The sequence below is a fragment of the Rhodococcus sp. Q1 genome, assembly GCF_004153645.1.
Classification (GTDB): domain Bacteria; phylum Actinomycetota; class Actinomycetes; order Mycobacteriales; family Mycobacteriaceae; genus Rhodococcus; species Rhodococcus gordoniae.
The window spans coordinates 65,463-89,180 of the sequence record NZ_SDMJ01000001.1 but is presented as its reverse complement, the minus strand read 5'-3'; the positions used below and the strand labels follow the sequence as shown (position 1 = coordinate 89,180).

Here is a 23,718-nt window from a genome sequence, read left to right as displayed (position 1 = left end):
CCGGAGTGCGGTCGGAGTCGGTCGTCACCCGGCGGAACGCGGACGGTAGGGTGACCCCCGGGGCGGACGTGTGTCGTCTGCCTCGAAGTGACATCGACTGTGGAGGTAACCGGGCATGTTGGAACTCTTCGGCGTCATCGTCGTGTGGCTCACCGTGGCCGTCGTCGCTGTCGGAACCGTCATCATGTTCGTCGTCTCGACGCTGAGCCCGCACTTCGGTCAGCGCAAGGCCAAGGGTCCGCGCCTCGACAAGGCGACCGCCGCGCGCAACAAGTAGCACCCGGTACCGATTGCGGAGAGCGCCTCAGCCCCAGCCCAGCTGGTGGAGGCGCTCTTCGCCGATTCCGAAATAGTGCGCGATCTCGTGGACGACGGTGACGAGCACCTCGTGCACCACGTCGTCGTCACTGTCGCAGATGTCGAGGATCGCGTCGCGGTAGATCGTGATCGTGTCCGGTAGCGATCCCGCATAGTGGCTGTCGCGCTCGGTGAGCGCGACTCCCTGGTACAGACCCAGCAGATCCGGTTCGTCCTCGTGACGCGGCTCGACGAGCACTACGACGTTGTCGATCGCCCGCGCGAGTTCGCGTGGGATCTCGTCGAGCGCTTCCGAGACGAGCTCCTCGAAGTGCTCGTCCTCCATGTGCACCGGCACGTCAGGACCCCGGAAGGGGAACGGCGCCCGGCAACGGCGTCGGCAGCGACCGGCCTTCGGGAACGGGCGGTGGCGGCACGGGCGGCTGGCCGTCGATGAGGATGTCGCCCTTGGCACTGCCGGTGATCGACGAGAAGCCACCACCTTCGACCTGCTTGCCGATCGAGCAGTTCACCTTGCGGCTGCCGGCGAGCCAGCTGTCGTAGTCGAGGTTGTCCCAGAACAGTGTCAGCGTCTTGTTGCGCAGTGCCTCCGGGTCGCCGAGGTATTCGCCGACCAGGCGCGTGCACGTCTCCTCGAGATAGCCGTCCTGGTCTTCGATGCTCGGCAGGCCACCGGGGAACTGCCCGCCCAGGTCGACCACCGCGACGACCTCGAAAGCGTGCGGCTTGGAGCACTCCACCGGATCGGCGGGCACGCCGTTGTTGATGCCGATGCAGACACCGACGTCCCATGCGCGGGACTGGTCCTGGTCGGCGACCCGGCCCTTGATCGGCAGGAGGTTGCCTGTGGTCGACGAGAACTGCAGACCGCACCGCAGGGTGCGTTCGCCGGCCGCCCAGCCCGCCTCACCGGGATTGATCAGGCCGATGCTGAACTTGCCGTGCGGGTCGAACCGGCCGTCGAGATAGTCCAGCGCGGCCGGTGCGCACTGCTCGTCGCGCAACTCGGTGAAGCGTGTGACCGACGGGAACCGCGATCCCGGCCCCCACTCGGTGCCGGGATACAGGCTCAGGTCGATGTCGGCGGCCACCTCGAACAGGTGTGTTTCGGTGCAGTCGACCTTCGCGAGGTCGCTCGCGTCGAGAGCACTCCAGTTCAGGCAGTCGCCGGAGGTGGCGGTACCGAACGCTTCCCCCGCGACCGCGCCGGTGGTGCTGATGCCGGCGCCGCCGTTCTCGTCCCCGCTGCCGGTGCCCTGGAACCCCGCGACGACGAACGTCGCGATCGCCGCCAGGACGGCACCGGCCGCGACGAGCACCAGGGCGCGTCGGGTCAACCGCGCCGAGGGCGGGCGACGGTCGGGCTTGGGCTTGTTGTCTTCGGCCATCACTTCCATCATGCCCGTTCGGGTGGACGCGGGTAGTTTCGGCTCATGGCCGACGACCCGATCGATCCGCAGATTCTCGAGATCGCCAGGCAGACCTTCGACGCCGCCCGCCAGGGAGACGTCGGGACACTCACCGCATACGTCGATGCCGGGGTTCCCGTGAACCTCACCAACGAGACCGGCGACACGCTGCTCATGCTGGCGTCCTATCACGGACACGCCGAGGCCGTACAGGCCCTGGTCGACCGAGGAGCCGATGTCGATCGGCTCAACGACCGCGGCCAGTCGCCTCTCGCGGGTGCGGTCTTCAAGGGCGCGGAGGCGGTCGTGCGGGTGCTCGCCGCGGCCGGTGCGAACCCGCGTCACGGACATCCCACCGCGGAGGACACAGCGAAGATGTTCGGGCGCGACGACTACCTGGAATTCTGGCAGCGGTAGGCTTCGATCCCGTGATCGACCTCAAGTTCCTCCGCGAGAATCCCGATGCCGTCCGCGAGTCGCAGCGCATGCGGGGGGAGGACCCGGGCCTCGTCGACGTGCTGCTCGAGGCCGACGCCTCCCGTCGTGCCGCGGTCCTCGCCGGCGACAACGCACGCGCCGAGCAGAAGGCACTGGGCAAGAAGGTCGGCAAGGCGTCCCCCGAGGAACGCCCCGCGCTGCTCGACGGCGCCAAGGAGCTGGCCGCGAAGGTCAAGGAACTCGAGGCCGAACAGCACGCCGCGCAGGAGGCCTTCGACCGCGCGCACCTGGCGATCTCCAACGTCGTGCAGGACGGTGTGCCCGCCGGCGGTGAGGACGATTTCGTCACGCTCGAGACGGTCGGTGAGCTGCCCACCTTCGACTTCGAACCGAAGGACCACCTCGCGCTCGGTGAGTCGCTGGGGCTGATCGACATGGAGCGCGGCGCCAAGGTCTCCGGTGCCCGGTTCTACTTCCTCACCGGTTACGGTGCGCTGCTGCAGCTGGGTCTGCTGCAGCTCGCCGCACAGAAGGCCACCGCGAACGGGTTCACGATGATGATCCCGCCCGTGCTCGTGCGTCCCGAAGTCATGCAGGGCACCGGCTTCCTCGGTCAGCACGCCGACGAGGTGTACCGGCTCGAGGAGGACGACCTCTACCTCGTGGGCACCTCCGAGGTGCCGCTCGCGGGTTACCACTCGGGCGAGATCCTCGACCTGTCGACAGGGCCGAAGCGGTACGCGGGCTGGTCGTCGTGCTTCCGTCGCGAAGCGGGCAGCTACGGCAAGGACACCCGCGGCATCATCCGCGTGCACCAGTTCGACAAGGTCGAGATGTTCGTCTACTGCCGGCCCGAGGAGGCCGCCGCGGAGCACGAGCGTCTGCTGAGCTGGGAACGGGAGATGCTCGCCGCCATCGACGTGCCGTACCGCGTCATCGACGTCGCCGCCGGTGATCTCGGGTCGTCGGCCTCCCGCAAGTTCGACTGCGAGGCCTGGGTGCCCACGCAGGAGCGGTACCGCGAGCTCACGTCGACGTCGAACTGCACGACCTTCCAGGGGCGTCGCCTGAACGTCCGCTACCGCGACGAGAACGGCAAGCCGCAGACTGCCGCGACCCTCAACGGCACGCTCGCGACCACCCGATGGCTCGTCGCGCTGCTCGAGAACCACCAGCAGGCCGACGGTTCGGTGAAGGTGCCCGAGGCGCTCGTGCCCTTCGTCGGGCGTGAGGTGCTCGAACCCGGCGCCTGAGAACTGTCAGCGCAGGATCAGGCAGGTGGTCGAACCCGTCGCGAGCAGGCGTCCCTCGGAGTCGCGGGCCTCGCCGCGCGCGGTCGCGGTGCGACGACCGGTGTGCTCGCAGAAGCCCTGCACGCGGACGACACCCTTGCCGGTCTGTACCGGACGGACGTAGCGCACCTGCAGGTCGAGGGTCGTGTAGCCGACCCCGGCCTCGAGGGTGCTCGCGACGCAGAAACCCATCGCGGTGTCGAAGAGGGTGGCGAGTACGCCGCCGTGGATGCTGCCCACCGCGTTGGCGTGGAACTCCTCCGGCTCGAGGGCGACCTCGGCGAAGCCCTGGCCGGCGTCGGTGACGGTGAAGCCGAGCGTGCGGGAGGTGGGATGGTGCGGGATCGTCCCGTCGATCAGCCCGCGCAGGAAGTCGAGACCGTGCATGTCGCGGTTGGCCGCCGACGTCGGCGCCGGGTCCTCCCACGTGTAGGTACGCTGCCGCTGCTGGTGCTCGTCCGTGCTCACGATGACCGACCGTATCCCACCGCGGAGGGCGTGACATGGGGAGCCGGGCGTGCCATTCTCGTTCCATGCGCCGTCGATGTTGATCCGGCCCGGTGACCTCGCTGTCCGTGCGGGTGGTCGCGTACGCGTCCGTCCGTGAGTTCGTGCCGCTCTACGGGCTGTACGCGCTGCTGTTCGAGGATCACGGACTCGACACCCGCTCCATCTCGTCGCTGTTCGTCCTGTGGTCGGTCGTCGCCTTCGTCTCCGAGGTGCCCTCGGGCGCCTGGGCCGACACCGTCTCCCGTCGCGGTCTGCTGTTCGGCAGCGGTGCCCTGCTCACCGCCGCGTTCACGATGTGGCTCGTCTGGCCCGGCTACTGGGGATTCGCGCTCGGCTTCGTCCTGTGGGGTGTCAGCGAGTCGATGAAATCCGGCACCTTCGAGGCCCTCGTCTACGACGAACTCGCCGCGCGCGGCGGCGAACACCGCTACGCGGCGATCATGGGTTACGCCGCCGCGGGCGAGATGACGTGCGTCTTCGTCGCGATCCTCACGGCGGCACCGCTGTTCGAACTCGGCGGATACGCACTCGTCGGCTGGGTGTCGGTCGCGATCACCGTCGTCGACATCGCGCTCGTGGGAACCCTTCCCGCCGCCCCGAAGGTGGAGGAGGCCGACGAGATCGCCGGCAGCGGCGACACCGTCCTCGCCCGCTACATGTCGTCGCTGCGCGCGGGAACGTCCGAGATCCGCACCGGCCGGGCGGTGCGACGATCGGTGGTCCTCGCGGCGGCACTGCTCGCCTGCCTCGCCTTCGACGAGTACTTCGCGCTGCTCGCACGCGAATCGGGGGCGGAGACCGGATTCGTGCCCGTGCTGGTCGCGCTGACGGCGGTCGGGCAGGTGGTCGGCGCTGCGACCGCCGGGCGGACGGCATCGATGAGCGGCCGCACGATGGGTGTCGTCGTGACGGTCGGGTCGGCACTCATCGCGGGCGGGGCGCTCACCGGAGGGATCGCCGGATTCACGGCGATCGGTGTGGGTTACGGCGCGCTGCACAACACGGCGATCGTCGCCGAGGCACGCCTGCAGGACACGATGTCCGGTCGCGCACGGGCGACCGTCTCGTCCGTCGTCGGTCTCACGAGCGAGGTGCTGTCGGTCGCGGTCTTCGCCGGTTACGCGCTCGGCTCGCTGTGGTTGCCGATGTCGGTGCTGGTCGCGGTGACGGTACTTCCGCTGATCGGGCTGGGTGTGGTCGCGCCGAGGCTGTTGCCCCCGGCGCGACCCGCCCGGGATCGATCGTGAGGTTGTTCTGTCGGGTGCGGATCACAGCTTGCTGCTGCGCAGCTCGTGTCCCTTCGACGTCTTGCACCGGCCCGACTCGAGATCCCACTGCCAGCCGTGCAGGTTGCAGGTCAGCGTCGTGCCCTCGACGACACCGAACTTCGACAGATCTGCCTTCAGGTGAGGGCAGCGACGCTGGATCTCGTAGCCGCCCAACTCGATCGACGCAGAGTCGTCGTGTGCTTCGGCGAACCAGCCGTCGGCGTACGCGATGCGCTCGTCGGTGAGGCACTTGAAGAAGGTGTAGAGGAACTCGTTGTATCCGCCGATGCGCCACGCGGTGAATCGGGTGGACAGGAAGATCGTGTTGACCCAGTCGGGTTCGTCGTCGCGGAGAACCGTGCGCACCAATTCGGGTGCGATGCGGAAACCGTAGCGGTACTTGCCTTCTCCCTCGATCGGCTCGCGCACGACCCGCTTGGGGAAGTCGAGCACCACGGTCTCGTCGCCCATCACGAGACCCACCGGATAGCCGATGCCGTCGCAGATGAGATCGGACTGCGCCATGATCGGCTCGAACTTCGCCCGGAGCGCGGGCAGCAACGGCTCGCCCTCGGCAGGTGCCCAGGCCGCCTTCTGCGCGGCGATGACCGGCGCGAAACGCTGCGCCATGTCCTCGATGTAGGCGGCCTTGTCGGTGAAGATCGCCTCGACCTGATCGTCGGGGATCGGGTGCGTGAGCGTCATGTGCTCGCTGCCCTTCAGATCCACCACCGAGCCGGGGATCATGAGCAGTCCGCCGTCGCGACCGTGGATCCGCAACTGCTCGAGGAAGACCTGCTGGTCGGGGAAGATGTTGCCCTCGTCGCCGTGGTCGTCGTTGAGGTCGCGCAGGTCGTCGTCGAGGAAGACCGGGGGGCCGGCCGACGGCACGATCCAGGTGGCATCGACCTGGTCGATGTAGCTGCGGCAACGATCCATCCCGCGCTGGCGCTTCTGCTTGCCGAAATTGGCCTTCGTCTTCTTCGGGATGTCGTAGACCATCGGGTACCAGATGGCCCCCGAGTACTGCAGCAGATGGATGTCGATCCTTCCGAACGCGTCGAGCATCACGTCCATGTCGATCGGCCGCGCGTCGTTCATGTTGAACACGGTGGTCTCACCGTCGGATACGACGAGGCCGGAATCGCCGATCGGCCCGTCCGCGGGCGCGCGCAAGGCGATGATCATGATGTCCAGATCACCCTTGGGGCCCGAGACCGTGTGCTTCACCGAATCGGTGGTCTCGAAGAACTTCGTGAAGCCGAGCTTCTCGAGTTCGCGACGCAGGTCCGGTACCGGGTAATCGGGCAGCAGGACGGTCGCATCCTTGTTGACGTGCCTGCTCAGCGTGTCGGGATCGAAATGATCCTTGTGCAGGTGCGAGACGTACAGGTAGTCGACGTCGCCGAGGGCGTCCCAGTCGAGACGCGTGTTGTCGGGGAACGGCACCCACGACGCGAAATACGCGGGGGTCACCCACGGATCGCACAGGATGGACCCCGCCTCGGTCCGGATGTGGAAACCGGCGTGTCCGACGCTGGTGATCTGCACCTTCTGCCTCCTGACGTGCTGACCTACGTACCGTCCAGGGTAGGGGAGCCGGAACCGGCACATTCGTCGGCACCTGGCGACGCATCCGGTGGGCGTGGCCCGGGCACCCCGCTAGGCTGACCGGCGTGGAACCCTTCTATCGGACCATCATCGGTGTCGCTCGCACGCTCTTCGCAGCGCAAGGGCTGAAATTCGACATCACCGGGGAACACAACATCCCCGCGACAGGTGGTGCGGTCATCGCGATCAACCACACCGGTTACATGGACTTCACCTACGCCGGGATCCCCGCGCGAGCCACCAAGCGGTACATCCGCTTCATGGCCAAGAAGGAAGTCTTCGACCACAAGATCTCCGGTCCCCTGATGCGCGCGATGAAGCACATCCCCGTCGACCGCGGCGACGCCGGCGAGTCCTACCGTCTCGCCGTGCAGGCGCTGCGCGACGGGCAGCTCGTCGGGGTGTTCCCGGAAGAGACGATCAGCCGCAGCTTCGAGCTCAAGGCGTTCCGGTCCGGCGCGGCACGGATGGCGAACGAAGCCGGTGTCCCGGTGATCCCCATGGTCATCTGGGGATCCCAGCGGGTGTGGACGAAGGGGCACCCGAAGCGGCTCGGACGGACGAACACCCCGATCACCATCGAGGTGGGCGCTCCCGTCCAGCCGTACGAGCCGGCCGCGGAGATGACCGCGCAACTCCACGCGACCATGGAGGAGATGCTCCACAGGGTGCAGGACGGCTACGTCCACGAGCCCGGCGCCTACTGGGTACCCCGCCGTCTGGGTGGCTCCGCGCCGACCCTCGAGGAGGCGACGGCTCTGGACGAGGCGGCGGCCGCCGAGCGTCGAGCGCGGAAGGCGCGCGAGCGTGCCACACGTGAAGGTACTGCCGGCAGCGAGAGCAACGATGCGGGCGGCGACGGGCCCGGTACTTCGGCACAATGACGGAGTGAACGCACAGTCGAGTCGAGAACCGCATCGGGACCACGGCACGGGCGCGTCGCGTCCTGTCCCCACCGACGGGACGCGTCCCGGATTGGTGGCCACCGACGTCGACGGCACTCTGATCGACGACACCGAGAAGGTGTCCGATCGGACCCGCGCCGCGGTGCATGCGGTGGTCGACTCCGGCACCCCCTTCGTTCTGGCCACCGGTCGCCCGCCGCGCTGGATCGCGCCGGTGGTCGAGGAGCTGGGATACGCGCCGATGGCGGTGTGCGCGAACGGTGCCGTGCTCTACGACAGTGCCACCGACCGCGTGCTCAGCGCCGCAGTGCTCGAGGCGGACGAACTGGCGTGGCTGGCCGAGGTGGCCTCGTCGGTGCTTCCGGGGTGTGGTCTGGCCGCGGAGCGGGTGGGGGAGCGGGCCCACGACGCGGCGACGCCGCAGTTCGTCAGCGCTCCCGGATACGAACACGCCTGGTTGAATCCGGACAACACCGAGCTCGCCGAGCACGAGGTGGTCGGTGAGCCCGCCATCAAGCTGCTCGTCCGGCTCCCCGGCGCGACCAGCCGGGAGATGGCGGAGGCTCTCGTGCCGAAGCTGCACGGGCTGGTCGACGTCACGTATTCGACCACCCACGGACTGATCGAGATCTCCGCCGCGGGGGTCACGAAGGCATCCGGTCTGCAGGAGATGGCGCGGTTGCTGGGTGTTCCCCACGAGACTCTCGTGGCCTTCGGGGACATGCCCAACGACATCCCGATGCTGTCGATGGCGCGTCACGGTGTGGCGATGGAGAACGCGCATCCGGACGCGAAGTCGGTCGCAGACGAAGTCACCGCCACCAACGTCGAGGACGGGGTGGCCCGCGTTCTCGAACGGTGGTGGCGGTGACTCGTTCCTGCCGGTGCGCTGCGGATCAGCCCGCGGGCGCCGGCTCGGGTGCCGGTTCCGGCGCAGGTGCCGGTTCGGGCGCAGGGGCACCCTCGGGTGCGGGTCCTGCGACGTCGGCCGGCTGATTCTGCAGCGCCTGGTCGTAGGCGTCGTCGTAGGCGCGCAGCACCTTGGTGACGACACCCGTGACCTCGTTGAAGATCAGCGAGCCGAACTCGAAGTCCGAACGCCGACCGTCCGGCACCCGGTACTCGTCGCTGGTGGGCAACCCCAGCTCACCAGCGTCGAGTCCGTTCTTCTCCCACGCCTTGTAGATCTCGCCGAGTACCGTCCATGTTCCGCCGTTCGGTGATGTGTAGATGGCACCGTTGACGAAATCGACCCGTTCGAAACCGTTCTTGATCGCGGGAAGGATCGAGGTCACTGCCTGTCCGAGCCGGCCGAGTTCGCCGCCTTCGGCGAGCCACTTCTGGACCAGCGGGTGACCGCTGAGGCGGATCAGGTCGTCGACCGCACCCTCGGCCGTGTCGGCCGATCCCGAGGCCAGCGCTCCGACGTTGATGTCCGGCACGTTCGGCGACGGGTTCGACGGTGACGGGTTCGACGGTTTCGGGTTCGAGGGCTCCGGCTTCGACGGCTGCGGGCTGCCACCGCCGCCCTTCGCCGCAGCTGCGGCGATGTCGCGGATCTGGCCCAGCTGCGCGTAGGCGCCGTCGCCCGGGCAGCTGGTGTTGCCCACGTCGCGGTGCGCGAAGATGATCGGCAGATCCACCGCTGTGCCACTGGGGTACGGGGTGAACGAGGTGCCCTCGGAGTACATGGTGGTGCGGCCCTTGGGGTCGAGTCCCGCGCGTGCCAGACGCCAGCCGAGGAACTTGCCGACCGCATCGATCGCGGCCTGCGGCGGTGCCTGGGTGGAGAAGTCGCCCATGATCGCGATGCCGTGGGTGTTCTCGTTGAATCCACCCGCATGGGCGCCCTGGACGTTGCGCTCGAGACCACCGGCGCGACCCTCGAAGATCTGGCCGTACTTGTCGACGAGCGTGTTGTACCCGACGTCGCACCAGCCGAGCGTCCGTGCGTGGTACGCGTAGATCGCGCGCACGATCTCGGCGGATTCGGCCTTCGAGTAGTTGTTGCTCCCCGCGGTGTGGTGCACGGTCGCGCCGCCGAGCGAGTCGTCGAAGGTCGGATTCTGGCACCGCATCGACTCGTCGGCGCCCCACTGCTGGCGGGTGATGACCTTCAGGCCGGAGCTGCCGAGCGGGCTCGCGATGTCCTCGAGGTGCGCGTCCGACTCGCTGCTGCCGGGCGAGATGAGCACTGCGCTGACCGCTTCGGCGGCCGCCTGCAGCGGGTTCTCGCGCAGCGGCCGGGACGAGGACGCGGGCACATATCCGAGGTCGGGCGCGTCCGCGGCGGGCGCGGCGACCGGCGCGGGTGCCTCGTCGACGGGGGCCGGGGCCTCGGCCGGTGCTTCCGGAGCCGGGGCTCCGGGTGCGGGAGCCTCTGCTGGGGGAGCTCCGGGTGCCGGAGGTGCCGGCGGGGCCTCCGCTCCGGCGAGGTTCGGTTCGGGGCCGGGACGCGGCGTCAGCAGCACCTGCACCGCACGCGTGGCGCCGACGTAGATCGGCTCGGTGCCCGTCCGCCCCGCCTCGGCGGTGTCGTCGGCGCGTGTCTCGATCGGTTCGGTCGCGGTCCACGGACCCCAGCTGCCGTCGTCGTGCCGGGCGCGGATGAGCGCGTCGGTGGCGGCGACGTCCTCGGCCGCGAGGGCGACGAGACTGAAGGGGGTGTCGCGGGTGAGTTCCTTGACGGTCGCGCCGACGCGCTGGACGATCCCGCCGTTCGGGTCGGGCGCGGTGGTGATCTGGGGAAGCCCGTCGACGATCTGCTTCAGGCTGAGATCGGGCAGGTTGAGACCGGTCAGTTCCTCGAGCGGGATGATCAGGTCGGGCACCGAGGCGAGCACGACTTCCGCGATATCGGGTGCCACCGCCTCGACGGTGTCGTTGGCAGGCCGGATCTCGGGAGCGGTGCTGGTCAGCCCGGAGACGGCGAAGGGCGTCGCGACGGCCAGGGCGGCGACGGCACCCAGGACGATCGACGGCTTGGGGCGGCGATGCGGCACTGTTTGCTACTCCCTGTCGTTGGTGCTCGAACGGACGGGTTCCGACTTCGGATCGTCCCTTACGTGTCGCTTTCGTAGTCCGGATCGGCCACGAAAGTTCTGTAACTCGTGATTCTTGTGTTGCTTCTGTGACATTTGTTGCCTAGCTCCGTCACTCTTGTCACACTAGACGCAGCAAACCTTAAGCCTCAACCTGAGCTTGAGGATCGGTCGAAATTGTCCGATATCGCGGATCACGAGTTCGCGCCGAAAGCGACAACGAGGGAGCAACGTCATGTCACGACAGTCCATCGGGCGCAGAGGCAAGATCCGGAGGCGGCGCATCATCCTCGGCAGGCCGCTGCGCAACGGATGGCGTCCCTCCATCGCTCGTGCTGCTGCGCTCGGGGTGGCCCCCGCACTGCTCGTCGGCGCCGGTGTGGGCGCTCTCGTACAGAACGATCAGGCGACACCGGATGTCGTCCAGGCGGTTTCGGCCGACACACCCTTCACGTTCACCGGCTTCGGCCACGGCCACGGCCGCGGAATGGGGCAGTGGGGTGCCTACGGCTACGCCCAGGACGGATGGACCGCCGAACGGATCATCGCCCACTACTACGGCGGCACCGAGCTCGGCACGGTCGACGATCCGATGATCGCGGTGCGCCTCGTCGGCCGCGACGACCACACCCTCGACGTCTATTCCGACACCGGAATGATCGTCGCCGGAAAGCAGCTCGCGCCCGGTGAGGCCGCCCACCTGACGCCCACCCCGGACGGCGGCGCGAACGTCGTCGTCACCGCGGGGTGCAGCGGCGAAGTGCTGTGGCAGGCCGCCACCGACCTGCCGTGGGTCGACCCGATCGACCTCGCCGAGGACCGGCCCGCGAACGAGCACCTCACGATGTGCTCGGACGACAAGACCTACCGCGGCGCGCTCGGTGTGGTGCTCGACGGCACCGCCCCGCGCACCGTCAACCGCCTCTCGGTCGAGGATTATCTGCGCAGCGTGGTTCCCGCCGAGGCCCTGCCCGGCTGGGCGGACACCGGCGGCGCCGAGGCCCTGCGGGCGCAGGCCATCGCCGCGCGGTCCTACGCACTCGCCGAGAAGCGTCACGAGAAGTGGCAGACCTGCGACACCACCGACTGCCAGGTCTACGGCGGCTCGGGTGTCGAGGATCCGCGCACCGACGACGGTGTGCGCACCACACGCGGAACCGTCCTGATGAAGGACGGTGAGGTCGTGCGCAGCGAGTTCTCCGCCTCCACCGGTGGCTACTCCGCCGGCGGCGCCTTCCCGCCCGTCGAGGACGAGGGCGACAAGGTCGCCCCGAACCGTGAATGGGCCAAGACCTTCACCGCGGCCGAGATCGGCAGCAAGTTCGGCGTCGGCGACCTGCAGGCTTTCGAGGTGCTCTCCCGGAACAATCTCGGCGCCGAGGGCGGCCGTGTGACCCGGGTTCGGGTGATCGGCTCCGACCGCACCATCGAGACGACCGGCGCCGAGGCGCGGACCAAGCTGGGACTGCGTTCCGACTGGTTCACCGTGAAGGAAGGTATCGACGAGGACGCTCCGGAGATCACTCCGGCGCCCGAACCCGGCCCGGAGGTCGGCACCGATCCCTTCGGCAGCGGCAGCGGCACCTCGCCCATCGAGCAGGCCTATCTGGACCTCGGCGGCGTCGACAGCGTGCTCGGCTCGCCCATCGGCCCCGAACTGATGCTGCCCGACGAGATCGGCAAGTTCCGGGTCTTCACCGGGGGCGCGATCGTGTGGACCCCGGATCTCGGCGCCCAGGTGATCGATGCGAGCTTCCTGAAGGACTGGTTCCCCGCCACGGGTAGCGCCGAGTAACCCGTCACGGCACCTACCGACGACCGGCCGGTCGCCCGAGAAGGGCGGCCGGCCGGTCGTCTCACCGTTGCGGTGCACGAGGGTTGACATTGACGCAACGTCACGATGCACGCTGGTCGCAGCCGGAAGGAAGAGGTGAGCACGTGCCACGCGAATGGTCCATCCAGGAACTGGCCCGAGCTGCGGGCGTCACCAGCCGCACCCTGCGTCACTACGGCGAGGTCGGGGTGTTGCCGCCGTGCCGGACCGGTCGCAACGGCATGCGGTTCTACGACGAGGACGCCCTCGTGCGACTCCAGCGCATCCTGCTGCTGCGCGATCTCGGGCTGGGACTGCCCGTCGTGCGCGACGTGCTCGCCGGGCACGACGACACGACCACCGCGCTGCGCACGCATCTCGACCTGCTCGAACACGAGCGCCGGCAGCTGGACCGCCGAATCGAGGCGGTTCGCACCACCCTGGCGAAGACGGAGAGAGGGGAGGAACTCGTGGCAGACGAAGTGTTCGACGGGTTCGACCACACGCAGTACCGGGACGAAGTGGTCGAAAGGTGGGGCAAGGACGCCTACGACGCCGGCGACCGCTGGTGGCGGGGCATGGACGGCGAGGCGCGAGGCGACTGGACGAAACAGGTCGAGCAGCTGAACCACGACTGGATCGCGGCGGCCGGGGCCGGACTCGACCCGGCGGGCCCCGAGGCACAGGACCTCGCCCGGCGGCACGTCGCCTGGCTGTCGTCGATCCCGGGTACCCCGGGATACGGCACGCCCGAGGGGAGTTCACGGGAGTACGTGCTCGATCTCGCCGACATGTACGTCGAGGACGAGCGTTTCGCAGCGAACTACGGCGGCCGGGAGGGTGCCGAATTCGTCCGTGACGCACTCCGGCTGTACATGTAGGTGTGATCGCCCTCTCGGCCCCGATGGACCGAGAGGGCACCCCCACGCGGGAGTCGCATACCCTGGTCTCCCGTGACTGCTGCATCAGCGCCCCAGCCCTCCACCGGTGAGTACGACCTGATCGTCGTCGGCTCCGGATTCTTCGGACTGACGATCGCCGAGCGCGCGGCCACGCAGCTCGGCAAGCGAGTGCTCGTGATCGAGCGTCGCCACCATCTCGGTGGCAACGCGTACTCCGAGCCCGAGCCGGAAACCGGTATCGAGATCCACAAGTACGGTGCCCACCTTTTCCACACCTCCAACAAGCGGGTGTGGGACTACGTGAACCGGTTCACCGAGTTCACGAACTACCAGCACCGCGTCTTCGCGATGCACAAGGGCCAGGCCTACCAGTTCCCGATGGGCCTCGGGCTCGTGGCGCAGTTCTTCGGCCGGTACTTCAGCCCCGAGGAAGCACGCGCCCTCATCAAGGAGCAGGCCGCCGAGATCGACACCGCCGACGCGAAGAACCTCGAGGAGAAGGCGATCTCCCTGATCGGCCGCCCGCTGTACGAGGCGTTCGTCCGCGACTACACGGCGAAGCAGTGGCAGACCGACCCGAAGGAACTGCCCGCCGGCAACATCACCCGGCTGCCCGTCCGCTACACCTTCGACAACCGCTACTTCAACGACACCTACGAGGGCCTGCCGGTCGACGGGTACACGGCGTGGCTCGAGAACATGGCGGAGAACGAGCGGATCGAGGTCCGGCTCGACACCGACTGGTTCGAGGTGCGCGACGAGGTCCGTGCCGCGAGCCCGGAAGCCCCCGTCGTCTACACCGGCCCGCTCGACCGCTACTTCGACTACTCCGAGGGCCGGCTCGGATGGCGCACCCTCGACTTCGAGACCGAGGTGCTGCCCACCGGCGACTTCCAGGGCACCCCGGTCATGAACTACAACGACGCCGACGTGCCCTACACCCGCATCCACGAGTTCCGGCACTTCCACCCCGAGCGCGACACCTACCCGACCGACAAGACGGTCATCATGCGTGAGTACTCGCGTTTCGCCGAGAACGACGACGAGCCGTACTACCCGATCAACACCCCCGAGGACCGCGAGAAACTCAACGCCTATCGCTCCCTCGCGAAGAAGGAAGCCGCGGACAACAAGGTGCTCTTCGGTGGCCGGCTCGGCACCTACCAGTACCTCGACATGCACATGGCGATCGCGAGCGCGCTGTCGATGTTCGACAACGTCCTCGCCCCGCATTTCGACTCGGGAGCGCCCATCGCCGGGGACGCCTCGTGAGCGCCGCCAAGCACGCGGCCGTCGCGAAGCACGAGGCGGCGAGTGCCCCCGCCACCGAGGACGAACTGCTCGGCCGGTCGCTGCTGCAGCGCATCATCCTGCCGCGCCCGGGCGAGCCCCTCGACGTGCGCACGCTCTACCTCGAGGAGTCGCCCACCAACGCGCGTCGCGCCCACGCGACGAGCCGGACGACGCTGGCGATCGGCGCCGAGTCCGAGGTGTCGCTGTGCACCTACTTCAACGCCTTCCCGGCGAGCTACTGGCGTCGCTGGAGCACGCTCGGCTCGGTGGTGCTGCGACTCGAACTCACCGGCCACGGCCGCGTCGACCTGTACCGCAGCAAGGCCGACTCGAGCCGCATCCACGTCACCGGCCGCGAGTTCCGCGGGTCCGACACGGTCGTCGAGATCGACGCCGACCTGGGGCCGTTCGAGGACGGCGGCTGGCTGTGGTTCGACGTCACCACCGACAGCGACGTCACGCTGCACGCCGCCGGCTGGTACGCACCTGTCGAGGCGCCCGGACACGCCTCGGTCGCAGTGGGCATCCCGACCTTCAACCGCCCTGCCGACTGCGTGAAGGCGCTGCGTGCGCTCGCGTCCGACCCGCTGGTGATGGACGTCGTCGACGCCGTCATCATCCCCGACCAGGGCACCCGCAAGGTGCGCGACGAGGCCGACTTCGCGGAGGCCGCCGAACCCTTCGGCGACCGTCTCGTCATCCACGACCAGGGCAACCTCGGTGGCTCCGGCGGCTACAGCCGCATCATGTACGAGGCGCTGAAGACCACTTCCAGCCCGTACATCCTGTTCATGGACGACGACATCGAGATCGAACCCGACTCGATCCTGCGCGCGCTCGCCCTGTCGCGATTCGCGAAGAAGCCCATGCTCGTCGGCGGGCAGATGCTCAACCTGCAAGAACGCAGCCACCTGCACACCATGGGCGAGGTCATCCACCGCTCGAACTTCATGTGGGGTGCCGCGCCGAACGTCGAGTACGACCACGACTTCTCCACCAAGCCGCTGCGCGACCGGGAGAACTCGAAGCTCCTGCACCGACGCATCGACGTCGACTTCAACGGCTGGTGGATGTGCATGATCCCGCGTGTCGTCGCGGAGGAGATCGGCCAGCCCCTGCCGCTGTTCATCAAATGGGACGACGCCGAGTACGGCCTGCGGGCACGGGAGGCCGGCTACCCCACGGTGACGATGCCCGGCGCCGCGATCTGGCACATGGCGTGGAGCGACAAGGACGACGCCATCGACTGGCAGGCGTACTTCCATCTGCGCAACCGGCTCGTCGTGGCCGCGCTGCACCAGCACGGCGACGCCAAGCCGATGGTGCTCGACACGATCAAGGCCACGATCAAGCACCTCGTGTGTCTCGAGTACTCGACGGTCGCGATCCAGAACAAGGCCATCGAGGACTTCCTCGCCGGTCCGGAGAACCTGTTCGACTTGCTGCCGCGTGCCCTCGGCGAGGTGCACGCGCTCCGGAAGAACTTCCCCGACGCCGTGGTGCTGCCGTCGTCGACCGAACTGCCGATGGCATCCGGCGCCGAGGTCGGGGCCGTCGGACTGCCCGAGGGTGCGGTCGCGAAGATCAGGCGTCTCGCGAAGGGTGTGCTGCACAACGTGCGCCCCGAGAACCGCGAGCACCACGAGCGGCCGCAGCTGAACGTGCCCACCATCGACGCGCGGTGGTTCCTGCTCTCGCAGGTCGACGGCGTGACGGTCACCACGGCGGACGGTCGGGGTGTCGTCTACCGTAAGCGCGACCGTGCTCAGGCCCAGGCCCTGCTCACCGAGGCGCTCAGGCTGCGACGCGAACTCGCGCGCCGGTTCCCCGAGATGAAGAAGCGGTACCGGGACGCGGTTCCCGCCCTGACCAGCAAGGAGGAGTGGGAGCGTGTCTTCGGAATCGGCAACTGACCCCGGCACTGCGGCTGCACGTCACTGGAAGAGCACCGACACCGAGGTGCGGGTGCTGCAGACCGTCCAGGCCACCGCCGGTGCCGTACCCGCAGCGACGACGATCGCCCGCGGCATGTCGCACTTCGGTGAGCACGCCCTCGGCTGGATCGCGATCGGCGCCGCCGGTGCCCTCGTCGACCGTCCCCGTCGCCGGAAGTGGGCGAGCGTGGCGGTCGGCGCGTTCGGTGCCCACGCGGCGTCCGTCGTGATCAAGCGGGTCGTGCGCCGTCCGCGACCGGTGGACCCGACGGTGCAGGTCAACGTGTCGACGCCGAGTCGGCTGAGCTTCCCCTCGTCGCATGTGACGTCCACGACTGCGGCGGCGGTGCTGCTCGCCCGCGCCACCGGGCTACCCTTTCCCGCGGTGCTCGTGCCGCCCATGATGCTGTCCCGCCTGGTGCTGGGCGTGCACTATCCGACGGATGTACTGGCGGGGGCCGCGCTGGGTGCGGCATCCGCGGCCGTCGTGGCGCGGGCCGAGACGAAGTGGGGAGATCGATGAGCGAGGAACCGGCACCCGTCAAGGAGGCGCCCAAGAGTCTGGGTGCCGGGATCGTCAAGGCGGTCCGCCCCCGGCAGTGGGTGAAGAACGTCCTGGTGCTCGCGGCGCCGATGGCGGCCGGTTCGGTCACCCAGGTCGACGTGCTGTTGCCCGTCGCTCTCGCCTTCGTCGTCTTCTGCATGGCCGCCTCCGGCATCTACCTCGTCAACGACGCGATGGACGTCGAGGCAGACCGCGCGCATCCCACCAAGCGGTTCCGGCCCATCGCGGCCGGTGTGCTTCCGGTGCGACTGGCCTACATCCTGGCGGTGGTGCTGCTCGTCGGCTCGATCGCACTGTCGTTCCTCGCGAACTGGCAGCTCGCCGCCGTCATGGCGGTCTACATCGGCATCCAGCTGGCGTACTGCTTCGGACTCAAGCACCAGGCCGTACTGGACATCTGCATCGTCTCGTCGGGCTTCCTGATCCGGGCCATCGCCGGTGGTGTGGCCGCCGAGATCCCGCTGTCGCAGTGGTTCCTGCTGATCATGGCGTTCGGCTCACTGTTCATGGCGGCGGGCAAGCGCTACGCCGAGTTGCGCCTCGCAACCCGGACCGGTGCGAAGATCCGCAAGTCGCTCGAGTACTACACCGAGACCTACCTGCGGTTCGTGTGGACCGTGGCCGCGACCGCCGTGGTGCTCTGCTACGGCCTGTGGGCATTCGAGCAGGACAATGTCGCCGGGTCCAACTGGTACGCCATCTCGATGATCCCGTTCGTCGTCGCGATCCTGCGGTACGCGGTCGACGTCGACGGGGGTGAAGCCGGCGAACCCGAGGAGATCGCGCTGCAGGACCGGGTGCTGCAGTTGCTCGCGGTGGTGTGGATCCTGGTGGTCGGCGGTGCTGTCTACCTCTTCTGACGTCGTGCGCGACGTCCACGACAGCGAGGCCGGACCGTCCCGTACGGTCCGGCCCGTTCGGCATGACCGCTTCGCCGGCGGTGTGTTCGCCGCGGGCGTGATCGTCTCCGCGCTCCTGATGTTCTGGGGAGCATGGGAGCGGCGCTGGATCGCCGACGACGGGCTCATCGTTCTGCGGACCGTGCGCAACCTCCTCGCCGGCAACGGACCGGTGTTCAACGCGGGGGAGCGCGTGGAGGCCAACACCTCCACGGCGTGGACGTACATCGTCTACGCGGGTGGATGGCTCACCGGGATCCGCCTCGAATACGTGGTGCTCGCGATCGCTCTCGTGCTGTCGACGAGTGCGATCGTCCTCGCGATGGTCGGCGCGGCGCGCCTGTACCGGTGGCGGCTGCGGGCGGCCTCGGGAACCGTGCTGCTCCTGCCCGCCGGTGTCCTCGTCTACATCGCGGTGCCCCCGGCCCGCGACTTCGCGACCTCGGGCCTCGAATCCTGCCTGGTGATCTGCTGGCTGGCTCTGCTGTGGCTGCTCATGGCCAGGTGGGCGACCCCCGCACCGGGGGGCAGTGGAAGGCTGCCGGGCACCGCGCAGATCCTCGCCACCGCCTTCGTCGCCGGGCTCGGCCCGCTCGTGCGGCCCGAACTCGCGCTCGTCGCCGTGCTCGTCCTCGCGGTGTTGTTCCTCGCACCCGGACTCGACCTGCGCATCCGGATCGCGATGGTCGCGGTGGCCGGGGCGATTCCGGTCGGTTACCAGATCTGGCGCATGGGCTACTACGGGCTGCCCTATCCGAACACCGCGGTAGCCAAGGACGCCGGCGGCGCGAAGTGGTCGCAGGGCGCCGAATATCTCGGCAACCTCGTCTCGCCGTATCTGCTGTGGCTGCCACTGCTGTTCCTCGTGCTTCTCGCCGCGCTCGTCCTCCTCACCAGCCGCGACGCCACCAGCCGTGACGCCGCCGGCCTCACCGCCGGTGCCGCACGGCCCGATCCGCGCGACGTGCGGGCCACGATCTTCCGGGTCCAGAATCTGCTGCGCACCCCGACCGCCGTCGTCGTGCTCTTCCTCGGGTCCGGTGTGGTGCTCGCGCTGTACTCGCTTCGCGTGGGCGGCGACTTCATGCACGGCCGCGTCCTCCTGCCGCCGCTGTTCTGCCTGCTCCTGCCCGTGGCGGTCGTCCCTCTGCGGATCCCGGACCGGGCGGAGATCGGCAACAACCGGCCGACGCAGGTCGCGGGCGTGCTGGCCGTGCTGTGGCTCGGCACCGTCGTGTGGACGGCCGCGGCGGCCAACACCACCGGCATGACCGAGGGTGCCGTCGTGGGCCGGTCCGGCATCGTCGACGAGCGCGCCTTCTACGCCCTCAACACCGGGCATCGGCACCCCATCCGGGCCGAGGACTATCTCGATTACCCGCGTATGCGGGCCATGGTCGAGGCCATCTCGAACACCCCGAACGGCGGTCTGCTGCTGCCCACCCCGTCCTACGATGCGTGGGACGTGGTGCCGCCGCCCGAGCCCATCCCGCCGGGCGGGGCCGGGCACACGGTCTTCTTCCTGAACCTGGGCATGACCAGCATGAACACGGGGCTGGACGTGCGGGTCGTCGACCAGATGGGTCTGGCCTACCCGCTCGCCGCGCACACCGAGCGTCTCGAGGACGGGCGGATCGGGCACGACAAGATCCTGTTCCCCGACTGGGTGGTCGCCGATTCGGGCATGGTCGACGTCCATCCGTGGTTGCCCGGCTATCTCGACGAGGACTGGGTGGCGATGGCGAAAACCGCGCTGACGTGTCCCGAGACCCGGGAGATGATCGACTCGTCGAGCGCCGAACTGACGTGGCAGCTGTTCAAACGGAACCTGCGCAACGCCGTCGAGTACGCCTCGTACCGGATCGAACGGGTGCCGGAGTACGAGCTCCAGCGCTGTGACCTGCCGATGCCGCCGCCGCGGAGGTGACGGACGGAACCGAGATCGACTTGGACCCTCACCTGTTGTCTCGATAGGATCACGGCGCATCACGGATGAGTTACTTTCCGGCAGCGTCGCCTTGACCTACGAGTCAAGAGGTGCCCAAGAGCTGTTGAAACCGAGGTTTGTCAGAGATCACGCGGTCCTTTACAGTTTTGACCGCAGTGTGACTTGGGGCGGCCTTCCGCGGCCGTCTTCGCCGGAATCCGGGGGACGCGAACGCGGACGCCGCAGACGAGAAAGAGAGCATTGTTCATGCGTTTTGTCCCGAGGTTGAGGCAGGGCCTTCGCCGGCGACTGCTCGGTACCGCCGCCGCAGCTCTGGTCCTCCCCGTGGCTGCCGGCCTCGTCGGAACCACCGCCGCGGTCGCCGCGCCGGCGCAGGGAGCGCCGGTGTCCCACCGCGCGCCTGCAGGGGGCTTCGAAGAGGTCTTCGTCGACTCCGACATGGGTCCGATCAAGGTTCAGATCCAGTGGGCTGCGCGCGGTGGCGACGCGGCTCTCTACATGCTCGACGGCCTGCGCGCTCGGGACGACGTGAACGCCTGGACGTTGGAGACGAACGCCCTGCAGCAGTTCTCCAACGACAACGTCAGCCTGATCATGCCGGTCGGCGGACAGTCGAGCTTCTACACCGACTGGTACGCGCCGTCCAACCTGAACGGCCAGGATGTCACCTACAAGTGGGAGACCTTCCTGACCCAGCAGCTGCCCGACTATCTCGCCACCCGTGGCGTGTCGCGCAACAACAACGGCATCCTCGGCCTGTCGATGGGCGGTTCCGCCGCTCTGACGCTGGCCGCCTACCACCGCGACCAGTTCAAGTTCGCGTCGTCGCTGTCCGGCTACCTCAACCTGTCGGCTCCCGGCATGCGTGAGGCCATCCGCGTGGCGATGCTCGACGCCGGCCGGTTCAACGTCGACTCCATGTGGGGCCCGCCGTGGAGCCCGGCATGGCTGCGCAACGACCCGTTCGTCTTCGCTCCGAAGCTCGAGGGTCTGTCGCTGTACATCTCGGCCGCCAGCGGTCTGCCCGGCGAGCACGACAACCCGCAGGGCTTCGTCGGCTACTACAACACGGCCAACGGTATGGCTCTCGAGGCACTGTCCCTCGCCCAGACCCGCGCCTTCCAGCTCAAGCTGGCCACGCTCGGTATCCCGGCCACCTTCGACTTCCCGGCGCGCGGCACGCACGCGTGGAAGTACTGGGAGGATCAGTTGTGGAAGGCGCGCCCGCAGATCCTCGAGGCGCTGAACGCGTTCTGATCTCCGGTCCGCACTGCTGGTAAGGACGCCGCCCACCCACCGATCCGGTGGGTGGGCGGCGTCGTAACTTTCTGCAACAATTTTCTCACCTGTCACAGCGCGGCACCCTCGATTCGGGGTGCCGCCGGTGTAGAAACAACAGTCGGGACTCCGGTACCCCGAGTCGGCACACCCAGCCGGGACGCCCTGCCACTGCCGCCGTCGCGGTTCATCCGAAGCCGCACCACGGCAGGAATCCGGCAACGCAGAAAGTGAGCGATGCAGATGCGAACTGAGCTCGAGCACGGTGAGCGACGGACAGGGCCGGCCAGGAGAGCGGCTCGCAGTGCGGGTGCGCGGAGCGGCAGATCCCGTGCGCTCGCCCTGATCGCGGCGGCCCTCGTCGCACCGGTCGCCGCGGGACTGACCACCGTGTCGGTGGCCACCGCCGACCCCCTCATCGCCCAGTCCGGCCCGACGAGTACCGCCGGCGCGACCGTCCGCACCGTCGACTGGCTCACCGACCGTCGCGTCGCCCTGTGGATCGACTCGCCGTCGATGGGCACGCCGATCCAGGTGCAGCTGCTGCTCGCGCGCGACTGGAACAGCAAACCCGACGCGAAGTTCCCCTCGGTGTACATGCTCGACGGCATGCGGGCGCGCGACGACGAGAACGGATGGACGCTCGAGACCGACGCGGAGGCCTTCTTCGCCGACAAGAACGTCAACGTCGTCCTCCCGGTGGGCGGCCAGTCCAGCTTCTACTCCGACTGGGTCGACCAGAACAACGGTCAGAACTACAAGTGGGAGACCTTCCTGACGAAGGAACTTCCCCCGCTCCTCGAACGCGACTGGCGCACCACCGACAAGCGGGGCGTCGTCGGCCTGTCGATGGGTGGCACCGCCGCGATGTTCCTGCCCGCCCGCAACCCGGGCTTCGCGCAGTTCGCGGCGTCGCTGTCCGGCATCCTCACCACGACCACCCTCGGCATGCCCGAAGCCATCCACTACGCGATGCAGGACGCCGGCGGTTTCGACTCGGAGGCGATGTGGGGTGCGCCCGGCTCCGAGGGCTGGGAGTCGCACGATCCCTACCTGCTCGCCGACAAGCTCAAAGGCGTGAGCCTGTACGTCTCGAGTGGCAGCGGCACCACCGGCCCGTACGACGATCCGTCGGGCATCCCCGGTGTCAGCACCAACTACGCCGGCATGGGCCTCGAGATCCTCTCCCGCCTCACCTCGCAGGCGTTCGCGACGAAGCTCGAGAAGCAGGGCATCCCCGCCCAGATCGTGTACCGGCCGTCCGGCACCCACACGTGGAAGTACTGGGAGTTCGAACTGCACCAGCTGTGGCCGCAGCTCGCCAACACCCTCGGCGTCGGGGTCGACAAGCCCGAGTGCAACCCCACCGGCGCATTCGGCGACGTCGCGAAGGCGAACGCCTGGCTCGGCGACTGCCTCACTTCCGAATACGGCGTCGCAGGCGGCACGGTGCAGGACTTCCGCTTCGGGCGCGTCTTCTCGTCCGAGGGCACGACCGTGCCGGTCGCGGGTGCGATCGGCGGCGCCTACCAGGGGATGGGCGGTCCGGCCGGGCAGCTCGGTTTCCCGACCATCGAGGAACGCGTCGCTCCCGACGGGCGCGGACGCTTCAACCACTTCCGGAGTGGCGCGATCTACTGGACGCCCGAGCACGGTGCCCACGCGGTCCGCGGCAAGATCTTCGAGGAATGGAAGAACCAGGGCTGGGAGGGCGGCCCCCTCGGTTATCCGATCCTCGACGAGGCGGCGACGCCCGACGGGCGGGGCGCGGTCCAGGGCTTCGAGATCGGCGCCATGTACTGGAGTGAGGGCACCGGCGCCCACGCGGTGCAGGGCATGATCCTCGGCAAGTACGCCGAACTCGGCTACGAGACGGGTGTCCTGGGTTACCCGACGACCAGCGAGCGCCCCGCAGGGCGCGACGGTCGTGCCAACGAGTTCCAGCACGGACACGTCTATTGGAGCCCGCTCACCGGTGCCTGGCCGGTCCGGGGCAAGATCCTCGAGGCCTGGCTCGCGGAGAAGGGCGCCGAGGGGCGCCTGGGTCTGCCGATCAGCGACGAGTTCCCGGCCGAGAACGGCAAGGGTGTTCAGCAGAACTTCCAGAACGGCTTCATCACGCTCGACGGCGACGAGGTGAAGCTGCAGCCGTAACCGATCGCGAAGCGGGTCGGCTCGTGTGGCTGCCGATCGCGAAGCGGGTCGGCTCGTGTGGCTGCCGATCGCGAAGCGGGTCGGCCCGTGCGACCGTGGGAGGCGGGACGCTCCTACCGGCCGCACGGGCCGCTCTGTAG

The 23,718-nt window shown here is 68.5% G+C and carries 20 protein-coding genes; 15 read left to right on the top strand and 5 right to left on the bottom strand.

Features of this window, described 5'->3' with window-relative positions:
• Positions 1-115: 115 nt before the first annotated feature.
• A complete protein-coding gene (locus tag EQ874_RS22800; RefSeq protein WP_016933301.1) occupies positions 116-277 on the top strand; it encodes a hypothetical protein in 162 nt (53 codons plus the stop codon).
• A gap of 27 nt (positions 278-304) precedes the next feature.
• Here the strand turns inward: EQ874_RS22800 and EQ874_RS00365 are convergent, their stop codons facing one another.
• Together EQ874_RS00365 and EQ874_RS00360 are read right to left on the bottom strand one after the other, a co-directional pair.
• Positions 305-643, bottom strand: a complete 339-nt coding sequence (locus EQ874_RS00365) for a metallopeptidase family protein (protein ID WP_016933302.1) — start codon at positions 641-643, stop codon at positions 305-307.
• 13 nt (positions 644-656) lie between these two features.
• Positions 657-1,706: a septum formation family protein gene (locus EQ874_RS00360; RefSeq protein WP_207213452.1), complete on the bottom strand. Its 1,050-nt coding sequence runs from the start codon at positions 1,704-1,706 to the stop codon at positions 657-659.
• A gap of 45 nt (positions 1,707-1,751) precedes the next feature.
• Between EQ874_RS00360 and EQ874_RS00355 the strand changes: the two genes are divergently transcribed.
• Together EQ874_RS00355 and serS are read left to right on the top strand one after the other, a co-directional pair.
• Entirely contained in the window at positions 1,752-2,144 is a 393-nt protein-coding gene (locus EQ874_RS00355; protein WP_129974892.1) for an ankyrin repeat domain-containing protein, read from the top strand.
• A gap of 11 nt (positions 2,145-2,155) precedes the next feature.
• Positions 2,156-3,418 (top strand): serine--tRNA ligase, encoded by a 1,263-nt coding sequence (serS, locus tag EQ874_RS00350; protein ID WP_016933305.1) that lies wholly within the window; start codon positions 2,156-2,158, stop codon positions 3,416-3,418.
• A 6-nt stretch (positions 3,419-3,424) separates the two neighbouring features.
• Here the strand turns inward: serS and EQ874_RS00345 are convergent, their stop codons facing one another.
• Positions 3,425-3,925, bottom strand: coding sequence for a PaaI family thioesterase (locus tag EQ874_RS00345; RefSeq protein WP_016933306.1), 501 nt, complete (start codon positions 3,923-3,925; stop codon positions 3,425-3,427).
• A gap of 92 nt (positions 3,926-4,017) precedes the next feature.
• Here EQ874_RS00345 and EQ874_RS00340 point away from each other — a divergent pair, with 92 nt between their 5' ends.
• Positions 4,018-5,214 carry an MFS transporter gene (locus EQ874_RS00340; RefSeq protein WP_129974890.1) on the top strand — a complete coding sequence of 399 codons (1,197 nt, stop codon included), beginning with the start codon at positions 4,018-4,020 and terminating at the stop codon, positions 5,212-5,214.
• A gap of 21 nt (positions 5,215-5,235) precedes the next feature.
• Here the strand turns inward: EQ874_RS00340 and EQ874_RS00335 are convergent, their stop codons facing one another.
• The gene (locus tag EQ874_RS00335; protein WP_129974888.1) at positions 5,236-6,786 is read right to left on the bottom strand and encodes an MBL fold metallo-hydrolase; all 1,551 of its coding nucleotides are present in this window, start codon (positions 6,784-6,786) and stop codon (positions 5,236-5,238) included.
• A 125-nt stretch (positions 6,787-6,911) separates the two neighbouring features.
• On the opposite strand from EQ874_RS00335, the gene EQ874_RS00330 reads away from it, so the two are divergent.
• Positions 6,912-7,730, top strand: coding sequence for a lysophospholipid acyltransferase family protein (locus EQ874_RS00330; protein WP_016933309.1), 819 nt, complete (start codon positions 6,912-6,914; stop codon positions 7,728-7,730).
• Between the two features lie 4 nt (positions 7,731-7,734).
• Positions 7,735-8,622, top strand: a complete 888-nt coding sequence (locus tag EQ874_RS00325; protein ID WP_242496585.1) for an HAD family hydrolase — start codon at positions 7,735-7,737, stop codon at positions 8,620-8,622.
• A gap of 25 nt (positions 8,623-8,647) precedes the next feature.
• Here the strand turns inward: EQ874_RS00325 and EQ874_RS00320 are convergent, their stop codons facing one another.
• Entirely contained in the window at positions 8,648-10,753 is a 2,106-nt protein-coding gene (locus EQ874_RS00320; protein WP_129974886.1) for an N-acetylmuramoyl-L-alanine amidase, read from the bottom strand.
• Positions 10,754-11,027: 274 nt separating this feature from the next.
• On the opposite strand from EQ874_RS00320, the gene EQ874_RS00315 reads away from it, so the two are divergent.
• From EQ874_RS00315 to EQ874_RS00275, 9 genes are all read left to right on the top strand, one after another.
• A complete protein-coding gene (locus EQ874_RS00315) occupies positions 11,028-12,587 on the top strand; it encodes a SpoIID/LytB domain-containing protein (protein WP_064064496.1) in 1,560 nt (519 codons plus the stop codon).
• Positions 12,588-12,730: 143 nt separating this feature from the next.
• The gene (locus EQ874_RS00310; protein ID WP_129974884.1) at positions 12,731-13,486 is read left to right on the top strand and encodes a TipAS antibiotic-recognition domain-containing protein; all 756 of its coding nucleotides are present in this window, start codon (positions 12,731-12,733) and stop codon (positions 13,484-13,486) included.
• A 72-nt stretch (positions 13,487-13,558) separates the two neighbouring features.
• Complete coding sequence (gene glf / locus EQ874_RS00305; protein WP_016931438.1) at positions 13,559-14,779, top strand: UDP-galactopyranose mutase; 1,221 nt, start codon at positions 13,559-13,561, stop codon at positions 14,777-14,779.
• Entirely contained in the window at positions 14,776-16,713 is a 1,938-nt protein-coding gene (locus EQ874_RS00300; RefSeq protein WP_129974882.1) for a glycosyltransferase, read from the top strand. The genes glf and EQ874_RS00300 overlap by 4 nt, the downstream gene beginning before the upstream one ends.
• A gap of 46 nt (positions 16,714-16,759) precedes the next feature.
• On the top strand, positions 16,760-17,257 hold the full coding sequence (locus tag EQ874_RS00295) for a phosphatase PAP2 family protein (protein ID WP_016931440.1): 498 nt from the start codon (positions 16,760-16,762) through the stop codon (positions 17,255-17,257).
• Complete coding sequence (locus tag EQ874_RS00290) at positions 17,254-18,159, top strand: decaprenyl-phosphate phosphoribosyltransferase (RefSeq protein WP_016931441.1); 906 nt, start codon at positions 17,254-17,256, stop codon at positions 18,157-18,159. The genes EQ874_RS00295 and EQ874_RS00290 overlap by 4 nt, the downstream gene beginning before the upstream one ends.
• A 4-nt stretch (positions 18,160-18,163) precedes the next feature.
• Positions 18,164-20,125, top strand: a complete 1,962-nt coding sequence (gene zomB, locus EQ874_RS00285) for a flagellar motor control protein ZomB (protein ID WP_129974880.1) — start codon at positions 18,164-18,166, stop codon at positions 20,123-20,125.
• Between the two features lie 267 nt (positions 20,126-20,392).
• Positions 20,393-21,403, top strand: a complete 1,011-nt coding sequence (locus tag EQ874_RS00280; RefSeq protein ID WP_026002714.1) for an alpha/beta hydrolase family protein — start codon at positions 20,393-20,395, stop codon at positions 21,401-21,403.
• A 264-nt stretch (positions 21,404-21,667) separates the two neighbouring features.
• On the top strand, positions 21,668-23,578 hold the full coding sequence (locus tag EQ874_RS00275) for an alpha/beta hydrolase-fold protein (protein WP_242496646.1): 1,911 nt from the start codon (positions 21,668-21,670) through the stop codon (positions 23,576-23,578).
• Positions 23,579-23,718 lie beyond the last annotated feature (140 nt).